At 68.0% G+C, this 21,124-nt stretch carries 17 protein-coding genes, 1 tRNA gene and 1 other RNA gene; 5 read left to right on the top strand and 14 right to left on the bottom strand.

Going from position 1 to position 21,124, the window contains the following annotated elements:
* The first annotated feature begins 82 nt into the window (after positions 1 to 82).
* Positions 83 to 2,605 (top strand): glycogen/starch/alpha-glucan phosphorylase, encoded by a 2,523-nt coding sequence (locus WH5701_RS13080; protein ID WP_006172952.1) that lies wholly within the window; start codon positions 83 to 85, stop codon positions 2,603 to 2,605.
* A 6-nt stretch (positions 2,606 to 2,611) separates the two neighbouring features.
* On the opposite strand, the gene WH5701_RS13075 is transcribed toward WH5701_RS13080, so the two are convergent.
* The 3 genes from WH5701_RS13075 to WH5701_RS13065 form a co-directional block, all read right to left on the bottom strand.
* Positions 2,612 to 3,085 (bottom strand): hypothetical protein, encoded by a 474-nt coding sequence (locus tag WH5701_RS13075; RefSeq protein WP_037981106.1) that lies wholly within the window; start codon positions 3,083 to 3,085, stop codon positions 2,612 to 2,614.
* A 73-nt stretch (positions 3,086 to 3,158) separates the two neighbouring features.
* A complete protein-coding gene (locus tag WH5701_RS13070) occupies positions 3,159 to 3,515 on the bottom strand; it encodes a hypothetical protein (RefSeq protein WP_006172950.1) in 357 nt (118 codons plus the stop codon).
* Between the two features lie 86 nt (positions 3,516 to 3,601).
* A tRNA-Arg gene (locus tag WH5701_RS13065) sits at positions 3,602 to 3,675 on the bottom strand.
* Between the two features lie 49 nt (positions 3,676 to 3,724).
* Here WH5701_RS13065 and rnpB point away from each other — a divergent pair.
* Together rnpB and rnc are read left to right on the top strand one after the other, a co-directional pair.
* Positions 3,725 to 4,135: RNase P RNA component class A (rnpB, locus tag WH5701_RS15905), an RNA gene on the top strand.
* A gap of 24 nt (positions 4,136 to 4,159) precedes the next feature.
* Positions 4,160 to 4,939, top strand: a complete 780-nt coding sequence (rnc, locus tag WH5701_RS13060) for a ribonuclease III (protein WP_006172949.1) — start codon at positions 4,160 to 4,162, stop codon at positions 4,937 to 4,939.
* Here the strand turns inward: rnc and WH5701_RS15850 are convergent.
* Positions 4,905 to 5,120 (bottom strand): NAD(P)H dehydrogenase subunit NdhS, encoded by a 216-nt coding sequence (locus WH5701_RS15850; protein ID WP_050751551.1) that lies wholly within the window; start codon positions 5,118 to 5,120, stop codon positions 4,905 to 4,907. The two genes, rnc and WH5701_RS15850, sit on opposite strands and share 35 nt — an antisense overlap.
* Before the next feature lie 86 nt (positions 5,121 to 5,206).
* Between WH5701_RS15850 and rimM the strand changes: the two genes are divergently transcribed.
* On the top strand, positions 5,207 to 5,755 hold the full coding sequence (rimM, locus tag WH5701_RS13055; protein WP_037981488.1) for a ribosome maturation factor RimM: 549 nt from the start codon (positions 5,207 to 5,209) through the stop codon (positions 5,753 to 5,755).
* A gap of 81 nt (positions 5,756 to 5,836) precedes the next feature.
* The gene (locus WH5701_RS13050) at positions 5,837 to 7,321 is read left to right on the top strand and encodes a mannose-1-phosphate guanylyltransferase/mannose-6-phosphate isomerase (RefSeq protein WP_006172946.1); all 1,485 of its coding nucleotides are present in this window, start codon (positions 5,837 to 5,839) and stop codon (positions 7,319 to 7,321) included.
* Between the two features lie 31 nt (positions 7,322 to 7,352).
* Here the strand turns inward: WH5701_RS13050 and selD are convergent, their stop codons facing one another.
* The 10 genes from selD to WH5701_RS13000 all read right to left on the bottom strand — a co-directional run bounded on the left by selD (position 7,353) and on the right by WH5701_RS13000 (position 21,077).
* Positions 7,353 to 9,488, bottom strand: coding sequence for a selenide, water dikinase SelD (gene selD / locus WH5701_RS13045; RefSeq protein WP_006172945.1), 2,136 nt, complete (start codon positions 9,486 to 9,488; stop codon positions 7,353 to 7,355).
* Positions 9,469 to 10,509: a UDP-glucose 4-epimerase GalE gene (gene galE, locus WH5701_RS13040; protein WP_006172944.1), complete on the bottom strand. Its 1,041-nt coding sequence runs from the start codon at positions 10,507 to 10,509 to the stop codon at positions 9,469 to 9,471. The genes selD and galE overlap by 20 nt, the downstream gene beginning before the upstream one ends.
* The gene (locus WH5701_RS13035; protein WP_232201916.1) at positions 10,506 to 12,644 is read right to left on the bottom strand and encodes a transglutaminase family protein; all 2,139 of its coding nucleotides are present in this window, start codon (positions 12,642 to 12,644) and stop codon (positions 10,506 to 10,508) included. The genes galE and WH5701_RS13035 overlap by 4 nt, the downstream gene beginning before the upstream one ends.
* Positions 12,645 to 12,648: 4 nt before the next feature.
* Positions 12,649 to 15,102, bottom strand: coding sequence for a glycogen/starch/alpha-glucan phosphorylase (locus WH5701_RS13030; RefSeq protein WP_006172942.1), 2,454 nt, complete (start codon positions 15,100 to 15,102; stop codon positions 12,649 to 12,651).
* A 106-nt stretch (positions 15,103 to 15,208) separates the two neighbouring features.
* Entirely contained in the window at positions 15,209 to 16,099 is an 891-nt protein-coding gene (locus WH5701_RS13025) for a transglutaminase family protein (RefSeq protein WP_006172941.1), read from the bottom strand.
* Positions 16,084 to 17,121 (bottom strand): alpha-E domain-containing protein, encoded by a 1,038-nt coding sequence (locus tag WH5701_RS13020; protein ID WP_006172940.1) that lies wholly within the window; start codon positions 17,119 to 17,121, stop codon positions 16,084 to 16,086. The genes WH5701_RS13025 and WH5701_RS13020 overlap by 16 nt, the downstream gene beginning before the upstream one ends.
* The gene (locus WH5701_RS13015) at positions 17,115 to 18,554 is read right to left on the bottom strand and encodes a circularly permuted type 2 ATP-grasp protein (RefSeq protein ID WP_006172939.1); all 1,440 of its coding nucleotides are present in this window, start codon (positions 18,552 to 18,554) and stop codon (positions 17,115 to 17,117) included. The genes WH5701_RS13020 and WH5701_RS13015 overlap by 7 nt, the downstream gene beginning before the upstream one ends.
* Positions 18,555 to 18,691: 137 nt before the next feature.
* Entirely contained in the window at positions 18,692 to 20,416 is a 1,725-nt protein-coding gene (gene ureC, locus WH5701_RS13010; protein WP_006172938.1) for an urease subunit alpha, read from the bottom strand.
* Positions 20,417 to 20,469: 53 nt separating this feature from the next.
* Positions 20,470 to 20,778 (bottom strand): urease subunit beta, encoded by a 309-nt coding sequence (locus WH5701_RS13005; protein WP_006172937.1) that lies wholly within the window; start codon positions 20,776 to 20,778, stop codon positions 20,470 to 20,472.
* The gene (locus WH5701_RS13000; protein ID WP_006172936.1) at positions 20,775 to 21,077 is read right to left on the bottom strand and encodes an urease subunit gamma; all 303 of its coding nucleotides are present in this window, start codon (positions 21,075 to 21,077) and stop codon (positions 20,775 to 20,777) included. The genes WH5701_RS13005 and WH5701_RS13000 overlap by 4 nt, the downstream gene beginning before the upstream one ends.
* Positions 21,078 to 21,124: the final 47 nt, after the last annotated feature.

Below are 21,124 nucleotides of genomic sequence, written 5' to 3'. Positions count from 1 at the left end.
AGACGCACGGATCGGACCGGCATCGCGTTTCACCGCCCGGCGTTGTTCAGCTTCACCGCTCCACCTCCTTCGCCCCGCCACCATGACCGACGCTCCGCCCAGACAGCTGAGGCTGCCCACCCCGGGCTGCTTTGCCGACCCTGATCGCAGCGGCCTCACGGCCGATGGTGTCTTCGACGGCATGACCGAGCATCTCTTCTACACGCTCGGCAAGCTCGCCCCCACCGCCAGCCACCACGACCTCTACGTGGCCCTGAGCTACGCGGTGCGCGACCGGCTGATGACCCGTTACCTGGCGGGGATCGAAGCGATCTCGGCCACGCCCGCCCGCGTGGTGGCTTACCTGTCCGCCGAATTCCTGATCGGCCCCCAGCTGGGCAACAACCTGCTGATGCTCGGCATCCAGGACGAAGCCGCCGAGGCCCTGCGCCGTTTCGGCATCGACTCGCTCGATGAGATCCTCGAGGTGGAGGAGGAACCAGGCCTGGGCAATGGGGGGCTCGGCCGCCTGGCCGCCTGTTATCTGGAATCCCTGGCCAGCCTCGAGATCCCCGCCACCGGCTATGGCATCCGCTACGAGTTCGGGATCTTCGACCAACTGATCCGCGATGGCTGGCAGGTGGAGATCACCGACAAATGGCTCAAGAGCGGCTGGCCCTGGGAACTGCCCCGCCCCGACCAGGCCTGCTTCGTCGGCTTCGGTGGCCGCACCGAGAGCTACCGCGACACCCAGGGGGAGTACCGGGTGCGCTGGTTGCCCTCCGAGCACGCCATCGGTGTCCCCCACGACGTGCCGGTTCTGGGCTACAGGGTGAACACCTGCAACCGCTTGCGGCTCTGGCAGGCGGAAGCGTCCGAGAGCTTTGATTTCTACGCCTTCAACATCGGCGACTACTACGGCGCCGTGGAGGAGAAGGTGGGCTCCGAGACCCTCTCGAAGGTGCTTTACCCCAACGACGGCACCGATGAGGGCCGGCGCCTGCGCCTCAAGCAGCAGCACTTCTTCGTGAGCTGCTCCCTGCAGGACATGCTGCGCAGCCTGGAGCTGCGTGACCTGCCGATCACCGACTTCCCGGAGCACTGGTCGGTGCAGCTGAACGACACCCACCCGGCCATCGCCGTGGCCGAGCTGATGCGGCTGCTGATCGATCACAAGCACCTGAGCTGGGATGCCGCCTGGGACATCACCACCCGATCGCTGGCCTACACGAACCACACCCTGTTGCCCGAGGCCCTGGAGAAATGGGGCCTGGACCTGTTCGGCTCACTCCTGCCGCGGCACCTGGAGCTGATCTTCGAGATCAACCGCCGCTTCCTGCAGACGGTGCGGCTGAAGCATCCGGGCAACGAGACGATGCTGCGCCGGGTGTCGATCATCGATGAGAACGACGGCAAGGCGGTACGGATGGCCCACCTGGCCACCGTGGCCTCCCACCACGTCAACGGCGTGGCGGCCCTGCACAGCGACCTGGTGCGTACGCAGCTCTTCCCTGAATTTGCCTCCCTCTGGCCCGAGAAATTCACCAATGTCACCAACGGCGTCACCCCTCGGCGCTGGATCGCCCTGGCCAACCCGCTGCTGCGGGAGCTGCTCGATGAGGTGATCGGCCAGGACTGGGTGCACAACCTCGACGAGCTGCGCAAGCTGGAGGCCTTCCAGAATGATTCCGGCTTCCTGGAGCGCTGGGGCCAGACCAAGCTGGCGGTGAAGCGTCAGCTGGCCCACTACATCCACCGCCAGAGCGGCCTGCTGGTGGATCCCTCCTCGCTCTTCGATGTGCAGGTGAAGCGGATCCACGAATACAAGCGCCAGCACCTGAATGCCCTGCAGGTGATCGCCCAGTACCTGCGCATCAAGAACGGCCTTGGCGACAACCTCGCCCCCCGCACCGTGATCTTCGGAGGCAAGGCGGCACCGGGCTATTACATGGCCAAGCTGATCATCCGTTTCCTCAACGGCATCGCTGAAACGGTCAACGCCGACCCCGACATGGACGGCCGCCTGCGGGTGGTGTTCCTGCCGAACTACAACGTCACCCTGGGGCAACGGGTGTATCCGGCCTCGGACCTCTCCGAGCAGATCTCCACCGCCGGGCTGGAGGCCTCCGGTACCGGCAACATGAAATTCGCCATGAACGGGGCACTCACCATCGGCACCCTCGATGGCGCCAACGTGGAGATCCGCGAGCAGGTGGGCGCCGAGAACTTCTTCCTCTTCGGCCACACCACCGATGGCATCGAGGCCCTGCGCGCGGGGGGATACCGCCCCTGGGAGCTGATCGCCGGCATCCCGGAACTGCCGGAGGCTCTGCAGCTGGTGGAGCAGGGTCACTTCAGCAATGGCGACACGGAGCTGTTCAAGCCCCTGCTGAAGAACCTCACCGGCCGAGATCCCTACTACGTGATGGCCGACTTCAGCGACTACATGCGTGCCCAGGACACGGTCACCCAGGCCTGGGGCGATCGCACCACCTGGAACCGGATGTCACTGCTGAACACGGCGCGCTCCGGCTTCTTCAGCAGCGACCGCTCCATCCTTGAGTACGCCGAGCGGATCTGGCGGGCAGAACCGTTTCCGGTGACGATCAGCTGCGAGATCGACTGAGGGGCCTCAGGGCCGGTGGTCCGGCAGGTCGGGGGTCTGGTGCAGCAGGCGGTTCAGCCGCAGGCGATCGGCATTGAGGGGGTCGGGGGCAAGCTCTCCGGCCACCTCCCGGAATTTCTGCTCCACATCCTCAGGCACCCGCACATCAAAGATGCGCTCCATCAGCGCTTCGATTGAGAACAGGTGGGCGTTGATGTTCTCCAGATCGGCGATCGCCTGCTGCAGGCTCTCCTCCTCGGGGGAGCCTTCAGCCGCTGCCGGAGCTGCGGAGGCGGGCTGAGGGGCTGGCGCCTCGGCTTCGCCGTCGCCCTGGGTCTTCTGCAGCTCTTCGAGCACCCGGCCCGCCAGGGTGCGGAACGACTGCAGGGCCGCCCAGTTCAGTTCCTGCTGCTGCCGCAGTGTGGGGTTCTCCCGGATCAATCGGTCATGTTCCCGATAGAACCGCTGGCAGTCAGGGCATTGGCAGGGCTCTTCGGGCACCGCGCTCCCTTGGTTCCTTAACGCCCATCATGGCATTGGATGTTCAGGGGCGCCGCTGAGAGCTCCTGCCCCCTCAGACCAGGCGATCAAAGGGGCCGAGCAGGTCCAGCTGGTCGTCGTCACCGTCAGCGTCGTCGCTGTCGTCGCCGTCCTCCTGGATGCTGGGCAGCGGGATCTCGATCGAGCTGACCAGCTGGATCACATCGCGCAAGCGCATCGAATCGGCGAACCAGCCCATCGCCTGCTCCATGTCGCCCCGTTGCTCCGCCTCGACTGACTGCTCCTGATGCACTTCGGCCAGCAGCGCCAGCCAGCAGAGGCAGCGGGCCTGGACGACCGAGAGATCCAGCTCGTCGGGCTGGCTGCGGGCAATCCGCTCGCCCTCCTGCTGAACCAGCAAGCGCAGACGCAGATCGTGAAGCTCGTTCATGCAGGGTTCACGGCCGCTCCCACGCTAGCCAGGGAGCCCTGTTTGGGAAGGCCACCACCGGTAGCGTTCCCTACCACCTGGATCGACGGGGCTGGCGGGACTCGAACCCACGACCTACGGTTTAGGAAACCGTCGCTCTATCCGGCTGAGCTACAGCCCCAACGACACCATTATCCGCTCCGATCACCACCCGGCCTAAAGTCGGCGTCGAAAGCAGGTGAGGTGGTCGCGATCGAAGGGATGACGCCGGCTTCGGCTGGTGGCTCCGGCTTCGGTTGAGGAAAGTCCGGGCTCCCCAATGGCCAGGCTTGCTGGGTAACGCCCAGTGCGGGTGACCGTGAGGAGAGTGCCACAGAAACACACCGCCGATGGCCGGGGCCTGGCCCCGCGCACAGGCAAGGGTGCAAGGGTGCGGTAAGAGCGCACCAGCAGCATCGAGAGGTGCTGGCTCGGTAAACCCCGGCTAGGAGCAAGGCCCAGGGACAACGGTTGGCCATGACACCCGTCCCGACACAAGTGAGCCGCTCGAGGCCGCCGGTAACGGCGGTCCCAGACAGATGCCCACCCCGGTCCGCCCCGGCGGGCCGGAACAGAACCCGGCTTATGTCCTGCTTTCACCCCTTCCGGCCTCCGCAGGGAGGCCAATGGTCCTCCGCCAAGCCCCCGTGCCCCTGAGTGACGAGCGCCGCCACAGCCTGGTGGAGTTCCTCGCGGGCCTCGGGCTGGCGGGCCTCGGGCAGACTGATCTCCGGAGCTCAGAGCTCGACCTCGCCCCGATCGAGGAGGCTCTCACCCACAGCTCCGCCGGCCGGCCGATCAACCACGAGCGGTTGGAGTTTCTTGGCGATGCCGTGCTGCGGCTGGCGGCGGCGGAGTTTCTTGAGCGCCACCACAGGGCCATGGACGTCGGCCAGCGCTCGGCTCTGCGGGCCCAGCTGGTGAGTGACCGCTGGCTGGCGGAGCTGGGGAAGCGCTGCGGCATCGAGGCGATGGTGCACCTCGGCCCGGTGGCTGCAGGGGACAGCGCGGCACGCCAGACGATCCGTGCGGAGATCTGCGAGGCCCTGATCGGCGGGCTCTACGAGACCACAGGCAGCCTGGAGCCGGTGCACACCTGGCTCACCCCCCACTGGCAGCGCAGCGCCAAGGAACTACTGGCCGATCCTTACCGCCACAACTGGAAGACGGGTCTGCAGGAGTGGAGCCAGGCCCAAGGGCTCGGCCTGCCCAACTACCGCTGCGAAGAACGCAGCCGCCGCCACGGCGACCCTCGCCGCTTCCACTGTTCCGTGGACCTGAAAGGTCAGCCGGTGGGGGAAGGCTGGGGAGGGTCCCGACGCGACGCCGAACAACAGGCAGCCCGCTCGGCTCTGGAGCAGCAGCAGGCGATCAGCTCGCTTCCAGGGTCTTCAACGGCATCGTGACCAGCTTGTCCCAGTTGCCCCCCTCGAACAGCACCGCCGCCTGGCTGCCGCTGATGCGCTGCACGAAGCCCCGGTAGCCGTTGTAGATCGAGCGGACATCACGAACCACCACCGTGGTTCCTGGCAAGACCGGCGCCGCTACTGGCGATGCATCTGCTGGAGAGGGATCAGCCGCAGCCATGGGGGTAGTGCACAAGATGAGTTCATTATCGAGTCGATCGGCAGGATGGGGCGCAGATGCGCGGCAGGTCAGTCGATGGTGGGGAGATGGTGAGCGAAGCGGACGCGCCAGAGGCGTGGCTGGTGGTGGGGAAGGTGGTGGCGGCCCAGGGGCTGCAGGGGGAGCTGAGGGTGGTGCCCCGCACAGATTTCCCTGAGCGCTTCACCCGGCCTGGTCAGCGCTGGCTGCGCCGGGCCCAGGAGCCCGCCCGCGCCGTGCGTCTGCTCTCAGGCCGTCAACTGCCCGGCCGGGAGCTGTTCGTGGTGCGGCTGGAGGGAGTCGGCACACGGGAGGAGGCCGAGGCCCTGGTGCATCAGGATCTGCTGGTGGAAGCGGGCGATCGGCCCCGCCTGCAGGAGGGGGAGTTCCACCTGCTCGATCTGCAGGGACTGCAGGTTCGCCTGGCGCCCCATGGCGAGGTGATCGGCACCGTGGTGGATCTGATCCATGCCGGCAACGACCTGCTGGAGGTGGAGCTCAGCGGTGAACAGCCCCGGCGGGCGCTGATCCCCTTCGTGGAGGCGATCGTGCCACGGGTGGACATCGCCGGCGGCTGGCTGGAGATCACACCGCCGCCGGGGCTGCTCGACACCTGAGGGTGGGGCTGACCGCTGGCGCTCCAGGGAGTTCCCCATAGGATTCGGGCCAGAATTGACCCATCAAGGGAAGATCCGACGATGAGCCCAGCGGCCTCCCTCGTGCCCGTGATCCTCTGCGGCGGCACCGGCACCCGCCTCTGGCCGCTGTCGCGTGCCAGTTATCCCAAGCAGTACTGGCCCCTGGCCGGCAGCGGCGAGGAGACCCTGCTGCAACAGACCCAGTTGCGGCTCAAGGGGCTGAACCAGCTGGGCGCTCCCCTGCTGATCTGCAATGAGGACCACCGCTTCATCGTGGCCGAGCAGATGCGCCAGATCGGGGTGGAGCCCGGCGCCATCCTGCTGGAACCTCTCGGTCGCAACACGGCACCGGCGATCGCCGTGGCGGCCCTGCACGCCACCAGCCGGGGGGATGACCCCCTCCTGCTGGTGCTCGCCGCCGATCACGTCATCCAGGACGGTGCACGCTTCCGCGCCACCGTTGAAGCGGGCCGCGCCGCCGCCGAGGGCGGGCTGCTGGTGACCTTCGGCATCGTGCCCACCGCCCCGGAAACCGGCTACGGCTACATCGAGGCGGTGGAGCCCCTGCCCCAGGCCACCCCTGGGCTGGGCGAGCCGCCGATCCCGACCCCCACCCCGATCGCCCGCTTCGTGGAGAAGCCCGATGCCGCCACGGCAGAGGAGTTCCTGTCCAGTGGCCGCTTCACCTGGAACAGCGGCATGTTCCTCTTCCGCGCCAGCGCCATCCTCGCCGAGCTGGAGCGGCTGGCGCCGGAGGTGGTGAGCTGCTGCCGCGCCGCCATCGACCACGACAGCGCCGACCTCGACTTCCTGCGCCTGGAACGGGAATCCTTTGCGAACTGCCCCAATGTCGCCATCGACGTGGCGGTGATGGAACGAACGGGCCTGGGCGCCGTGCTGCCCCTGGAGGCGGGCTGGAGCGATGTGGGCAGCTGGAGTGCCCTCTGGGACACGGGCGCCCGCGACAGCGACGGCAACGTCCTGCGCGGACGGGTGATCAGCGAGGGCTCACGCAACTGCTACCTGCGCAGCGAGCACCGGCTGGTGGTGGGGCTGGGGGTGGAGGATCTGGTGGTGGTCGAAACCGATGACGCCGTGCTGGTGGCCCACCGGGACCGCGCCCAGGAGGTCAAGACCATTGTGAACCGCCTCGCCTCCAGCGGCAGTCCCGAGGGCAAGGCCCACCGCCGCATCTACCGCCCCTGGGGCTCCTACGACGGCATCGTCGAAGGCAGCCGCTGGCAGGTCAAGAAGATCGTGGTCAATCCCGGCGCCAGCCTCTCGCTGCAGATGCACCACCACCGTGCCGAGCACTGGGTGGTGGTTCAGGGCACCGCCGTGGTGGAGAAAGACAGCGTCGAGGAGCTGGTGGGGGAGAACCAGAGCACCTACATCCCACTGGGTGCCAAACATCGGCTCAGCAATCCCGGCAAGATTCCCGTCGAGATGATCGAGGTGCAGAGCGGCCCCTACCTCGGCGAAGACGACATCGTCCGCTTCGATGACCGCTACGGCCGCTCGGACATGAGCCTTCCGGTCCGCTGAGAGCTCCGGTCCGCTGATCTCCCCGAGCTGATCAGGCCGGGGCGGCCACCACCGTCCCGATCAGCTCGGCCCGGGGGAATCCGGCTGTTCGCACAGCGGCCAGTGCCGCCTGAGCCGCCGCCGCCGGCATTGACGCCAGCAGCGGACCACAGGTCTGTGGGTCGATCAGCAGCTCCCGCAAGGGGGCCTTGAGCGCCGCGGCCTGAACCCTGCCGGTCTCCAGCTCCACCCAGGCGCTGCGGTTGGCGGGCGCCAGGCTGCTGGCGAAGCCCCGCTCCAGCAGCTCCAGCGCCCCGGAGAAGGCGGGCAGGGCCTGCGGCTCCAGCACCACCCGCAGGGGTTCCGCCGCGGCCTCCAGCATCTCGCCGAGGTGCCCCAGCAGCCCGAACCCCGTCACATCGGTGCAGGCGCGGCAGCCATGGGCGGCCAGCAGCTCCACCAGCGGCTGCTGGCTCTGAGCCATCACCTCCAGGGCCCCATCGATCCATTCCGGCTCCGCCGCACCGGCCATCGCTCCCGCAAAAAGCACGCCACTGCCGATCGGGCGGCTGAGCAGCAACCGATCACCGGCAGCCAGATCGCCCTTGGCCCAGAAGCGGCCAGGCTCAGAGCGGCCGGTCACGCTCAGGGCGAGGCTGAGTCCCTCCGAGGTGGTGCGCTGCTCCAGGGTGTGCCCCCCCACCAGCCGGGCGCCGAGGGGATCGAGCACGGAGAGCACCCCGGCCAGGGTCTGCAGCAACCACTCCTCCTGCAGCGCCGCCGTTCCCCGCGGCAGGGTCACCAGGGCCAGGACACTCTCCACCCGGGCCCCACAGGCCCAGAGGTCGGAGCAGGCATGCAGGGCGGTGAGCCGCCCGTTCAGCCAGTCGTCGCCCACCAGGGCGGGGAAGCCATCGAGGCTCTGCAGCAGCAGTCCTTGATCCAGGGAACCGGCGATCACGGCGGCGTCGTCACCCCCGGGCGAACCCTGATCCGCCGACCACACCCCGGCCGCGGCCACACCCAGCCGCTCCAGGGCCCCTCGCAGTGGAGCGGCACCCAGCTTGGCGGCGCAGCCCCGACAGGGGCTCTCTTCGACCATGGGAGCCAGGGCCTGGAAGCGGCTGATGAAGCGGCGGTCGATCCAGGCCTTGCACCACCACAGCCAGCGGGAGGGCCCCAGGCAGAACGATCCCCACTGGGCCAGGGCACGGGGCTGGCCATCGACGGCACCGCCATCGCCCAGCAGCTGCAGGGCATGGCGGGGGGGATGCCAGGGGCGCAGGGGTTCACCGTGCAGGGAGCGGCGCAGGTTGGCCGCCAGTACAGGGGCCACCCGCACCGCCCACACCCCGCTGGGTGGGCGAGGTGCCGAGCGCACCAAACCGCAGTCGCCGCAGGCGAACACGCCGGGATGCCCCTCCACCTCAAGGCTGGCCTCCGTGAACACCCGGCCCGTGGCCGGGTCACTGGGCAGTCCGCTGGCCGCCAGCCAGTGCGGAGCCCGGCTGCCCGTGCAACGCACCAGGGGACCCGGACCATCGGCCGGCACGCCGACGTCGGCTTCGGGATCTGGATTCCTCAGGGCCACGCCCGCCGCCGCCAGCATCCGCTCGCCGGCCCGGTTGGCCCCAGGCGAGCCCAGGGCAAGGCTGTCCCCGCGTCGCACCAGCTCCACCCGCAGGCCCCGGGCCTTCAGAGCCAGGGCCACCTCCACCCCGGCCGCCCCACCGCCCAGCACCCGGCAGGGAGCACCGCCTGGCGCCAGCGACTCTGACCAGGCCAGGAACGGCTCCAGCGGCTTGATCGCCAGCCCGCCGGAGCCCGGGGTAACGGCCCCCACATCCAGGCTGAGCCGGTCCCAGCGCAAGGGGGGACGGCCGGCCAGCCGCAGCTCACGCTTGGCCGGATCCAAGCCGGTGATCTCGGCCCGCACGAAACGCACCCCAGCGCGGTCGCAGAGGCGGCGCAGATCGATGGCGGTCTCACGGCGGCCATACAGCCCGGCGATCAGGCCCGGCACCATGCCGCTGTAGAGGGCGGTGCTGGCGCGGCTGACCAGGGTGATCAGCACCCCGCTGGGATGACCCTCCATCGCCCAGCGGCGCAGCAGCAGGGCATGGCTGTGGCCGCCCCCGGCCAGGATCAGGTGCTGCTGGAGTGGGTCCTCAGTCCCCACGCGGCCCATAGCCCTTGGGATTGGCACTCTGCCAGGCCCAGCCATCGCGGCAGATGGCGTCGAGGTCGCGCTGGGTGCGCCAGGCCAGGCGCCGCTGCGCCAGCGACGGATCCGCCACCGTGGCCGCCACATCCCCGGGGCGCCTTGGCACCAGGTCATAGGGAACGGGGGAGCCGCAGGCCCGCTCGAAGGCCGCCAGCAGCTCCAGCACCGAATGGCCCCGGCCGCTGCCCAGGTTGAGGGTGAGCAGCTGGGGGGGCTCAGCCATCAGCACCTCGAGGGCTGCCCGGTGGCCGTCCGCCAGATCCATCACGTGGATGTAATCGCGGACGCCGGTGCCATCGGCGGTGGGCCAGTCGGAGCCGAACACTTGCAACCGTGGCCGGCGGCCCACCGCCACCTGGCTGAGGAAGGGGAACAGATTGTTCGGGATGCCGCCTGGATCCTCGCCAATGCGTCCGCTGGGGTGGGCACCGACCGGGTTGAAGTAGCGCAGCCGCGCCACCCGCCAGCCCGGCTCGCTGGCGTACACATCAGCAAGCATCTGCTCCACCGCAGCCTTGGAGTAGCCATAGGGGTTCACCGGTGCGACCCTGGCGGATTCGGCAATCGGCACCGACTCCGGGGAGCCGTAGAGGGTGGCACTGCTGCTGAAGACGATCGTGCGGCAGCCGGCCTGAACCATGGCCGCCAGCAGGGCGCGGCTGCCACTCAGGTTCACATCCCAGTAACGCAGGGGATCGGCCACCGATTCAGCCACGGCCTTGAGGCCGGCGAAGTGGACCACGGCCTCGATCGGCGCCACGGCAAAAGCCCGCTCCAGATCCCCTGAGCTGCGCAGATCGCCTTCGATCAGCTGCAGCCGTGGGGCCGCAACCGGGCCGGCCAGCTCCTGGACGCGCCGCAGGGCTTCGGGAGAACTGTTGGAGAAGTCATCGAGCACCACCAGGTGGTGGCCCGCTTCCAGCAGCACCAGGCAGGTGTGGCTTCCGATGAAGCCAGCACCGCCGGTGATCAGCAGTTGGCTCATCCCAGCCTCAGATCAAGGGTGCGCAGACCCGCCGAAGGTGCGGGCCATGGGGGGGCCTGGGGGCTCCAGTCATGGTTGGGCTCAGGCCCATCGCCCTCCGCTGCACTGTCGCCAGCCTGGGGAACGGCGATAGGCTCGAAGGTGATCCGCTCCGAGCCCTCGGCCCCAAGCTCGAAACGGGCCGGGGCCGAGGCCAGACCGCTGATCTCCAGCCTCAGCGGCAGGTGGGGATCGACGCAGGGGTGGAGTGAGGGATAGAGGCGGCTGTGGCGGTAGCGCAGGCCGAGCCAGCCGTCGCCCAGGGGCAGCTCCCGGCCGTTCAAGCGCAGCGAACACGACTGCAGGAACGCCGTGTTGGCCTTCAGCTCCAGACGCTGCAGGGAACTGTCGACAAAGCGGCTGGTATTGCCCCCCTGCACCGGGGTGTCGCAGAGCAGGGGCCAGGGCTCGAGAGCCCGGCGGATCTCCAGGCGGGCGCCCTCCTGCTCCCAGTTCAGCAGCAGGGGGAAACGCCACTCCCAGATCGCGCGGAAGGGTTCAGGCTCCAGCACCAGACCATCTCGGGCCAGCAGATCCAGCACCGCCTGGAGGTCGGACCAGATGGCCTGCGGCAGCTGCATCGCGTCATGAAGACGCTCGCCGAAGGGCTCGAGCCGGCTGGGGCGGTGGGCCGGATCGAGCAGGTGGGCGGCCAGGGCGCTCCAGAGCAGGGCGATGGCTGCGGTCCAGTCGGGATCGGGCAGGGTTTCGATGGCCCGGAACTCGATCAGGCCCTGGCAGCCGGCCGCCCAGGCGGGATTCCAGAACTTGTCGAAGCTGATCTCGCTGCGGTGGGTGTTGCCACTGCGGTCGGCATGGAGGTGGCGCAGGGTCTCGCTGATCAGGATGCGCTGATCCCCCTCAGGCAGGGATTCGATCGCCCGGTGGGCCAGCAGCAGATCAAGGGAACTGGCACTGCCTTCATCGAGGCGGGGGGCCTGGGAGGCCGGTCCGACGGAGCTGTTGCCGAACAGGTAGGAGAGGCTGGGGTGCCGCTGCCAGAAGCGCAGGATCGCCACCAGCCAGGCCGGCCTTGAGAAGAAGGGATTGGTCTCGAGGCTGGGGCCTCCCCAGAGCAGATGGTTGCCACCGCCGGTGCCTTCCTGGCGCTCCCCCAGCTGCTTCCAGCTGCGCAGACCCACCGCTTCCGAGGCCTCGCTCAGGGTGCGGATCCAGAAGTTGTAGTCCGCCCAGCCGTGACAGACCGGCAGATTCACCTCCAGCACGCCGGGATCGGCCGTCAGGCCCAGCACGTTCCAGCAACCATCGAGATCCGAGGGGAGCACGCCGCTGAGTTCAGGCTGACTCCAGCCGGCACTGGCCTCGGCGATCAGATGCAGCAGCTGCTCAAGGGGCTGGCGGGGCAGCGGCGGCAGGAAGAGGTTCCAGCCATTGCGGCTCACCTCCAGGGTGAGCACCTGGCGCAGCACCCCCTCGGGGAAATGCTGCAGCGGCAGGCGCAGCCCCGCCGGGCCGCTGGCGGGAAGCAGCTCGCGCAAGGGCTTGGCCAGGGGCCAGCGGGCGGCCTGCCAGCCTTCGGGGAGATCAGGTTCCTCCTCTGTCGGGGTGCTGTGGGACAGGGGGACAGCCCAGATCTTGGAGCTGGGGTCAAGGGGATCCTTCAGCCGCAGGGGGTGCACCTCATGGCCCAGGGCCTTGCCGATCCCATGCAGGAAGTCCTCGGCCCGCTTGGCCGGCAGGGGGAGGGGAGCGGCCTGATCGGCCGGGGATGAGGCCGGCGCCTGCTGAGGCCAGGGCACCAGGGGAGTGCCATCGAGGCCCGTGATCAGCCGCAGCGCCCAGCGGGGGTTGACCTCGCCGTCGTAGCGCTTGCCCGGGCAATACATCAGGGTGCTGCCGGGCCAGACCCGCCGCTGCAGTTCAGCGGCCAGCCGCCGCGCATAGCGCAGCTTGGTGGGGCCATCGGCAGCCACCGACCATTCGGCCCCCTCGGGCTCGACCGGCACCACCGTGGGCTCACCACCGAGGGTGAGCTGGATGCCTTTGGCGCTCAGGCGCCGCTCCGCCTCCGCGGCGGTGACGGCCATCCAGCCGGCATCAGCGGAGGCGTGCCGGATCGACTCAGTGACCACCATCGGCTCAGCGGGAACCCGGCTGGGCCGAGGGCAGCACCGTGCAGGCATTGATGGGCATCGACTCCACGTTCCAGATCCGCTCTGCATAGTCGCGGATCGAGCGGTCGCTGCTGAAGAAACCGCAACGGGCGGAATTGAGCAACGACATCCGGCTCCAGCCGACGGAATCCACCCAGGCGGCATCCACGGCGTTGTGGGCCTTGCGGTAGTCGCCGATGTCGGCCATGACCCGGAAGGGATCGCTGCCGCAGAGGTTGGCCAGCAGGGGGTGGAACAGGTCGCGATCTCCCTCGCTGAAATGACCCGAGCCGATCAGGTCGATGGCCTCCCGCGCGATCGGGTCGTTCTCCAGCCAGGGCATCGGGTGGTACCCGCTCCTGTTGATCACCTCCAGCTGCTCGGCGGTGTGGCCGAACAGGAAGAAGTTCTCGTGGCCGACGAGATCCCTGATCTCGATGTTGGCGCCATCGAGGGTGCCGATCGTGACGGCCCCATTCAGCGCCATCTTCATGTTGCCGGTGCCGGAGGCCTCCAGGCCGGCGGTGGAGATCTGCTCGGAGAGATCCACCGCCGGGTAGACCTTCTGCCCCAGGCTGACGCTGAAGTTGGGCAGGAACACCACCCGCAGGCGCCCGTCCATGGCCGGATCCATGTTCACGATCTCGGCGATGCCGCCGATCAGGCGGATGATCAGCTTGGCCATGGCGTAGCCCGGCGCCGCCTTGCCGCCGAAGATGAAGGTGCGCGGCGGCAGGTCCTCGCCGTTGCGGATACGCAGATAACGCTCGACGATCTGCAGAGCCGCCAGATGCTGGCGCTTGTATTCGTGAATCCGCTTCACCTGCACATCGAACAGGGAGGCGGGATCCACGAGCACGCCCAGCTGCTGGTGGATCAGGTTGGCGAGGCGCTGTTTGTTGTGATCCCGAACACCACGCCAGCGCTCCAGGAAGCCTCCGTCATCGGCATAAGACTCGAGGCGGGAGAGCTCGCCGAGGTCGCGGCGCCAGTTGCTGCCGATGGTGTCATCGAGCAGGTCCGAGAGCGACGGGTTGGCCACGGCGATCCAGCGCCGGGGGGTGACGCCGTTGGTCACGTTGGTGAACTTGTCCGGCCACAGCTCCACGAAGGGAGCGAAGAGGTCCTTGCGCACCAGCTTGCTGTGCAGCTCAGCCACACCGTTGACCCGATGGCTGCCCACCACCGCCAGGTTGGCCATGCGCACCTTGCGGTGCGGACCCTCCTGAATCAGCGACATCCGCTCCAGCAGAGCCGGCTGACCTGGATGGCGGATGCGCACCATGCGCAGGAAGCGGGTGTTGATCTCGTAAATGATCTCCAGCTGGCGCGGCAGCAACTGCTCGAACAGGTCGACACCCCAGGTCTCCAGGGCCTCCGGCAGCAGGGTGTGGTTGGTGTAGCTGACGCAGGACGTGGTGATCGACCAGGCGGTGTCCCAGTCCACGCCGTGCTCATCGATCAGCAGCCGCATCAGTTCAGCCACGGCAATGGCCGGGTGGGTGTCGTTGAGCTGAACGGCGAACTTGGTGTGGAACTCCGTGACCGGCAACCCCTGCCCCTTGAGGATGCGGAACATGTCCTGCAGGGAGCAGCTCACAAAGAAGATCTGCTGACTCAGGCGCAGCTGCTTGCCCTGGTCGGTCTCATCGTTCGGATAGAGCACCTTCGAGAGGGTCTCCGAATTGATCTTCTGCAGCACCGCCCGGGTGTAGTCACCGGCATTGAAGGAGGCGAAGTCAAAGGATTCCGGCGCCTGGGCCGACCACAGCCGCAGGGTGTTGGCGGTGTGAACGCCGTAGCCCAGGATCGGGGTGTCGTAGGCCACGCCCATCACGGTGTGGCCCCCGATCGTGACTGGATAGGTCCATTCGGCGCGGATGACTTCCCAGGGGTTGCCCTGGGCCAACCAGGGATCGGTGCTCTCCACCTGGCTGCCGGCCTTGATCTGCTGGCGGAAGATGCCAAATTCGTAGCGGATGCCGTAGCCGATCGCCGGCAGCTCAAGGCTGGCCATCGATTCCTGGAAACAGGCCGCCAGGCGTCCCAGACCGCCGTTACCCAGGCCCGGTTCCGGCTCCTGGGCGATCAGATGCATCAGATCGAGGCCCAGCTCATCACAGGCTTCCTGGGCCGCCTCGCGCAGGCCCAGATTGACCAGGTTGTTCTCCAGGTGAGGACCAAGCAGATACTCGGCAGAGAGGTAGGACACCGTGCGCACCCCGCTCTGGGTGTAGGCCTCGGCCGTGTCCACCCAGCTCTGCAGCAGCTGATCGCGCACGGCCATCGCCAGGGCGCGGTAGTAGTCGTGACTGGTGGCCAGCGACGGTGACTTGGCCTGGGTGAAGAACAGATGACGGCGCATCGCCTCGGCCAGGGCGTGGCCATCCAGGGATGGCGACGCGCCGAGGTCGGTGGGGGGGACGGTGCTGGCTGCCATGGAGGCGGATCGGGTCGACTCGTCCCTTCATGCTGCGGGACACCCCCCCATCGCTGCTGGAACGGTTACCGATTCAGGTTCATTCCAGGTTCCCTGAAGGTTCGCCTCAGAAGTGCAGGAGGTTGGGCACGGTGTGGTCCTCGCTCAGCACTTCGGCCGCAATCGACCATTGCATCTCGCTGGTGACCCCCGCGGGGCCGCTGAAGCTTCCCATCACGGCCGCGGCCAGGTTGGGCTTGGAGGAGGTGGCCAGGGGGATGTAGCGATCGTCGATGGCCCCCATGCCGCTGGGATCAAAGCCACGCCAGCCGGCCCCCGGCAGGTACACCTCAGCCCAGGCGTGCAGGTCGTAGCGGTCGGGCCTGGGCTCCACCAGGTGGTATCCGCTCACGAAGCGAGCCGGCAGCCCCACGCAGCGGCAGGCCTCGATCATCAGCACCGCCAGATCGCGGCAGGACCCCACCCGCTCCTTGAGGGTGCGTCCGGCGGGCCAGGCCGGCCCGATGTGCCGCTGGGTGTACTTGACCCGGTCCTGAATCATCTCCACCAGCTGATCGAGGAACATCAGCGCCCGCTGATCACTGCCCATCAGGGCCTCCTGGGCCAGTTCCACGGCGGCAGGATCGTGCTGGCCATTCGGCAGCCAGCCCTCAAGACTGCCCAGCAGGTCGCCGTTGAGCTGGCCCTTGGGATAGGGCAGGGACGGCTCGTTCTCCTCCAGGCAAACCTGCAGCAGGGGCGGCACCTGGGTCTCCACCTCGCACTGGGAGCGGATGTCGAAAGCATCGGTGGCGCCGCTGAAGCGCGCCCGCAGGATGTCGTCGCCACTGGCGGCCACCAGCGGGTGAAGGCGATGGGGATCCGGGGAGAGATAGAGATCGAAGCTGAGCAGGCGCTGGAAGCCATGGGCCCTTGGCTTCAGGCAGATGCGGTGCGGACCCAGCAGGACAGGAGCTGTATAGCGGTAACTGAGGGTGTGGGTTACGCGGGCGCGCATGCCGAGGATGCAGGAACGACGGTGCTGGAGGAGGGGCTGGGGTCGGCGGCCGCGGCAGTGTCGTCCGGCTCCGCCTGGGGCGAGGCCACGACGAAGTAGTTGGCGTCGATCAAGGCATGCAGGCGGTTGAGATCGCCCTGGAAACGGTCGATGGCCTCATGCAGCCCCTGGGAGATCAGCTCGTCGATGCGCACGTAGCTCCAGGTGGCGAGCATGCGTCCCGTCAGGCACTCGAGGTCGTCGGGGGGGCCGGGCACCGGATTGCCGCGGATGACCCGCATGGACTTGCTGAGACCTTCGAGGCAGTAGCGCACCGAGCGGGGAAAGATGGGATCGAGCAGCAGGAACTCGGCCACGGCCCGGGGGGTGATGCCCTGTTGCTGCGACTGGCGGAACATCTGGTACGCCCCGGCGGAGCGCAGCAGCGAAATCCATTGCAGCTCATCGAGCACACCGCCCACCTCCTCGGGGCTGGGAAGCAGCAGGTAGTACTTGACGTCGAGGATGCGGCTGGTCTTGTCGGCGCGCTCCACCAGTCGACCCAGTTTGCTGAACTGCCAGGAGAGGTCACGGCTCAAGGTGGCATCGGTGATGCCGTAGAAGAGCTGACAGGCCTTGCGGACCTCGTGGAGCTGCTCCTGGCCGGGAAGCCGCCAGAACGAATCACTCTCGAGCAGGGTGAGATAGAGATCGTTGAGCTGCTCCCACATCTCAGTGGTGATCACCTCTCGGATCTGGCGGGCGTTCTCGCGGGCCGCGTCGATGCAGTTGACGATGCTGCTGGGATTGTCCGGCTCCTGGACCAGGAAGCGCACCACCTCTTCGGGCCCCCCAGCGGGGAAGATCTGATCGAAGAGTTCACGGTCGCCGCTGGCGTCGATCAGCGGCAGCCAGGGCTCGGCACTGCCGGGGGGGCAGTCGAGGGCCATGGCCTCGCTCACCTCAAGGAAGCGGGAGATGTTCTCCGCCCGCTCCACGTAGCGGTTGATCCAGTAGAGGGATTCGGCGACGCGGCTCAGCATGAAGTCTCATCCACGATCCAGGTGTCCTTGCAGCCTCCTCCCTGGGAGGAGTTCACCACCAGGGAGCCGCGGCGCAGGGCCACGCGGGTGAGACCCCCGGGGCTCACCCAGGCGCCCTTGCCCCGCAGCACGTAGGGACGCAGATCGACGTGACAGGGGTAGAGCTCGCCTTCACTGAGGGAAGGCACGGTGGAGAGCTCCAGGGTGGGCTGGGCGATGAAATTGCGGGGATCGGCCTTGATCTTCTCGGCGAAGGAGAGGATCTCGGCCTGATCGGCATGGGGGCCGATCAGCATGCCGTAGCCGCCCGCCTCCGCCACCGACTTGACCACCAGTTCGCTGAGATGGGCGAGCACATAGGCCTGGTCGTCGGGCCGCGAGCAGATGTAGGTAGGCACGTTCTCGATGATCGGCTCCTCCCCCAGGTAGTAGCGGATCATCTCCGGCACGTAGGCATAAATCAGCTTGTCGTCGGCCACACCGGTGCCGGGGGCGTTGGCGATCGCCACGCGCCCGGCCCGGTAGGCCTCCATCAGCCCGCGCACCCCCAGCATCGAGTCGGGGCGGAACACGGCCGGATCGAGGAAGTCGTCGTCGATCCGGCGGTAGATCACATCCACCGGCTCAAGCCCGGAGGTGCTGCGCATCCAGACCCGGTTCCCCTCACAGACCAGATCGCGACCCTCCACCAGCTGGATGCCCATCTGCTGGGCCAGGTAGCTGTGCTCGAAGTAGGCGCTGTTGAAGACCCCGGGGGTGAGCAGCACCACCTTGGGGGTGTCGGTCCAGGGGGCCAGGTCGCGCAGGGTCTGCAGCAGGTGCGACGGATAGTCGTCGATGGGCTGCACCGTGCGGCCGGCGAAGAGGCTGGGGAACATCCGCTTCATCACGCGGCGGTTCTCGAGGAAGTAGGCCACCCCCGAGGGGCAGCGCAGGTTGTCCTCCAGCACCCGCCAGGTGCCCTGGCCGTCGCGGATCAGATCAAGCCCGGAAATGTGGCACCAGCGGCCCAGGGGCGGCTTGAACCCCTGCATCTGGGGCCGCCAGCCCTGGGAGCTCTCGACATCCTCCCGGGGCACGACCCCGTCGCTGAGGATTTTCTGATCGCCGTAGACATCGCCCAGGAAGCTGTCGATCGCTTCCAGCCGCTGAATCAGGCCGAGTTCCAGCCGCTGCCATTCGCCCGAGCGGATCAGACGCGGCAGGGGATCGAAGGGAAGGATCCGCTCACCGCCCCGCTCACCGGAGCCGTTGAGGCGGAAGGTGGCGCCGAGGCGCTTGAGCAACATGCCGGCGGCGGCATGGTTGCGGTTGATCTCCTCGATCCCCAGCTGACCGAGGGACGAGAGCAGGGGACTCAGGGCCGAGCGCGGCTCGGAGGCGGCGCTGAAATACTCGTCGTAACCCTTGCTGGGCTTGTAGTCAGTGAACATCGACGCTGGCGTGGCCATGGCTTGATCATGGACAGCGGCATTGACAACTCTGGTGGTTATCGCTACCGATTGCCGGTGGGTTGAGCTGGATCGATCCAGATCCACACCCGGCCAGGGCCCGTTGTTGGCGCGGGCCCTCAGAGCAGGAAGTAGAGCTGCGCCATCGGCAGCTCGTCGGCGGGCTCGCAGGTGAGCAGTTCACCGTCGGCGAAGACCTCATAGGTCTGGGGATCCACCTCCACCTTGGGCAGGGCGCTGTTGTTGCGCATCTGGGCCTTGCCGATGCCACGGGTGTGAACCACCGGCACGCAGGGCCGCTTCAGGCCCAGCTTGCGGGGCAGGTCATCGTCGAGGGCCGCCTGGCTCAGGAAGGTGAGGCAGCTGGGGGCGAGGGCGCCGCCGTAGGCCGCGAACATCGGCCGTCCGTGCACCGGACCGGGGGTGGGGATCGAGGCGTTGGCATCACCCATCTGGGCCCAGACGATCGAGCCCCCCTTGACCACCAGCTCCGGCTTGACCCCGAAGAAGCCGGGCTTCCAGAGCACCAGATCAGCCAGTTTGCCCACTTCCACCGAGCCGATCTGGCTGTCGAGGCCGTGGGCGATCGCCGGGTTGATCGTGAATTTGGCCACATAGCGCTTGAGGCGCACGTTGTCGTTGCGGCCGCGGCCCGCACCGGCGCTGTCCTCCGGCAGGGTGCCGCGCTGCACCTTCATCTTGTGGGCGGTCTGGAAGGTACGGGTGATCACCTCACCCACCCGGCCCATGGCCTGGGAGTCGCTGGCGATGATGCTGAAGGCCCCCAGGTCGTGGAGGATGTCCTCGGCGGCAATGGTTTCGCGGCGGATGCGCGATTCGGCGAAGGCCACGTCTTCGGGGATGGCCGCATCGAGGTGGTGGCACACCATCAGCATGTCGAGGTGTTCCTCGAGCGTGTTGCGGGTGTAGGGGCGGGTGGGGTTGGTGGAGCTGGGCAGCACGTTGGCCTCGCCGCAGATCCGGATGATGTCCGGGGCATGGCCGCCGCCGGCCCCCTCGGTGTGGAAGGTGTGGATGGTGCGGCCGCCGATCGCCCGGATCGTGTCCTCCACAAAACCCGCCTCATTGAGGGTGTCGGAGTGGATGCAGACCTGCACGTCGAGCTGGTCGGCCACGGTGAGACAGCAATCGATCGCCGCCGGGGTGGTGCCCCAGTCTTCGTGGAGCTTGAGACCGCAGGCTCCGGCCCGCACCTGCTCCTCGAGCGCCTCGGGCGTGCTGGCGTTGCCCTTGCCATAGAAGCCCAGGTTCACGGGCAGGCCTTCAGCGGCCTGGAACATCCGGGCCAGATGGAAGGCCCCGGGGGTGCAGGTGGTGGCATTGGTGCCGGTGGCCGGGCCGGTGCCGCCGCCCAGCAGGGTGGTGACCCCTGAGGCCAGGGCCGTTTCGATCTGCTGCGGGCAGATGAAATGGATGTGGGTGTCGATGCCGCCGGCGGTGAGGATGTGGCCCTCCCCGGCGATCGCCTCGGTGCCGGGCCCCACCACGATCGTCACCCCGTCGGTGATGTCGGGGTTCCCTGCCTTGCCGATGGCGCAGATGCGTCCGTCGCGCAGGCCCACATCGGCCTTGACGATCCCCCACCAATCGAGGATGAGGGCGTTGGTGATCACCGTGTCCACCGCCCCGTCGGCGCGGGAGGTCTGGGCCTGGCCCATGCCGTCGCGGATCACCTTGCCGCCGCCGAACTTCACCTCCTCGCCGTAGCTGGTGAAGTCGTCCTCCACCTCCAGAATCAGCTCGGTGTCAGCCAGCCGCAGCCGGTCGCCGGTGGTGGGGCCATAGGTCTCGGCGTAGGCCCGGCGGTCCATCCGATAGGGCATGGCTGGTGCGGGTGGCGAAGGAACGGGGGATGGGCGGTGTGGCCCGTGGGAGATCAGTCGAGGGGGCCGTTGATCAGGCCGTTGAAGCCGAACACACAGCGGGATCCGGCCAGGGGCACCAGCTGAACGGGACGTTGATCCCCCGGCTCGAAGCGGATCGCGGTGCCGGCGGGGATGTCGAGGCGCTGGCCCCGAGCCGCCTCCCGATCGAAGACCAGGGCATGGTTGGCCTCGTGGAAGTGGAAGTGGGATCCCACCTGCACAGGACGATCACCCCGGTTGGCCACCTCGATCGTGGTGACCGGCCGGCCGGCGTTGAGCTCGAGGCTGCCGGGCTCAGGAAAAAGTTCGCCGGGAATCATCGGATCGGTTCATGCAGGGTGACGAGCTTGGTGCCATCAGGAAAAGTGGCCTCCATCTGCACCTCGGGGATCAGCTCCGGCACCCCCTCCATCACCTGCTCGCGGCTGAGCCAGGTGGTGCCCTCGGCCATCAGTTCAGCCACGCTGCGGCCGTCGCGGGCCCCCTCGAGCACAAGAAAGCTGAGCCAGGCCACTGCCTCGGGATGGTTGAGGCGCAGACCCCGCTGCAGCCGGCGCTCCGCCAGAAGCGCTGCGGTGACGATCAGCAGCTTGTCCTTCTCCTGGGGAGTGAGATACATGGGCCGGGGCGTTCCGCAGGCACTCTGGCAGTGGCCTGGCAGGCCGC

This window comes from Synechococcus sp. WH 5701 (assembly GCF_000153045.1).
GTDB classification, from domain to species: domain Bacteria; phylum Cyanobacteriota; class Cyanobacteriia; order PCC-6307; family Cyanobiaceae; genus Regnicoccus_A; species Regnicoccus_A antarcticus.
The sequence above is the reverse complement of the archived record's forward strand: the minus strand, read 5'-3'. Positions and strand labels throughout refer to the sequence as shown.

Excerpts from the sequence above, each read along its gene's own strand:
- WH5701_RS13005 (WP_006172937.1), bottom strand. The coding sequence starts at position 20,778 with ATGATTCCCGGCGAACTTTTTCCTGAGCCCGGCAGCCTCGAGCTCAAC.
- WH5701_RS13080 (WP_006172952.1), top strand. The coding sequence starts at position 83 with ATGACCGACGCTCCGCCCAGACAGCTGAGGCTGCCCACCCCGGGCTGC.
- selD (WP_006172945.1), bottom strand. The coding sequence starts at position 9,488 with ATGGGCCGCGTGGGGACTGAGGACCCACTCCAGCAGCACCTGATCCTG.
- galE (WP_006172944.1), bottom strand. The coding sequence starts at position 10,509 with ATGAGCCAACTGCTGATCACCGGCGGTGCTGGCTTCATCGGAAGCCAC.
- WH5701_RS13015 (WP_006172939.1), bottom strand. The coding sequence starts at position 18,554 with ATGTTCACTGACTACAAGCCCAGCAAGGGTTACGACGAGTATTTCAGC.
- WH5701_RS13020 (WP_006172940.1), bottom strand. The coding sequence starts at position 17,121 with ATGCTGAGCCGCGTCGCCGAATCCCTCTACTGGATCAACCGCTACGTG.
- WH5701_RS15850 (WP_050751551.1), bottom strand. The coding sequence starts at position 5,120 with ATGGCTGCGGCTGATCCCTCTCCAGCAGATGCATCGCCAGTAGCGGCG.
- WH5701_RS13070 (WP_006172950.1), bottom strand. The coding sequence starts at position 3,515 with ATGAACGAGCTTCACGATCTGCGTCTGCGCTTGCTGGTTCAGCAGGAG.
- rimM (WP_037981488.1), top strand. The coding sequence starts at position 5,207 with ATGGTGAGCGAAGCGGACGCGCCAGAGGCGTGGCTGGTGGTGGGGAAG.
- WH5701_RS13025 (WP_006172941.1), bottom strand. The coding sequence starts at position 16,099 with ATGCGCGCCCGCGTAACCCACACCCTCAGTTACCGCTATACAGCTCCT.
- WH5701_RS13000 (WP_006172936.1), bottom strand. The coding sequence starts at position 21,077 with ATGTATCTCACTCCCCAGGAGAAGGACAAGCTGCTGATCGTCACCGCA.
- WH5701_RS13035 (WP_232201916.1), bottom strand. The coding sequence starts at position 12,644 with ATGGTGGTCACTGAGTCGATCCGGCACGCCTCCGCTGATGCCGGCTGG.
- WH5701_RS13050 (WP_006172946.1), top strand. The coding sequence starts at position 5,837 with ATGAGCCCAGCGGCCTCCCTCGTGCCCGTGATCCTCTGCGGCGGCACC.
- WH5701_RS13030 (WP_006172942.1), bottom strand. The coding sequence starts at position 15,102 with ATGGCAGCCAGCACCGTCCCCCCCACCGACCTCGGCGCGTCGCCATCC.
- ureC (WP_006172938.1), bottom strand. The coding sequence starts at position 20,416 with ATGCCCTATCGGATGGACCGCCGGGCCTACGCCGAGACCTATGGCCCC.
- rnc (WP_006172949.1), top strand. The coding sequence starts at position 4,160 with ATGGTCCTCCGCCAAGCCCCCGTGCCCCTGAGTGACGAGCGCCGCCAC.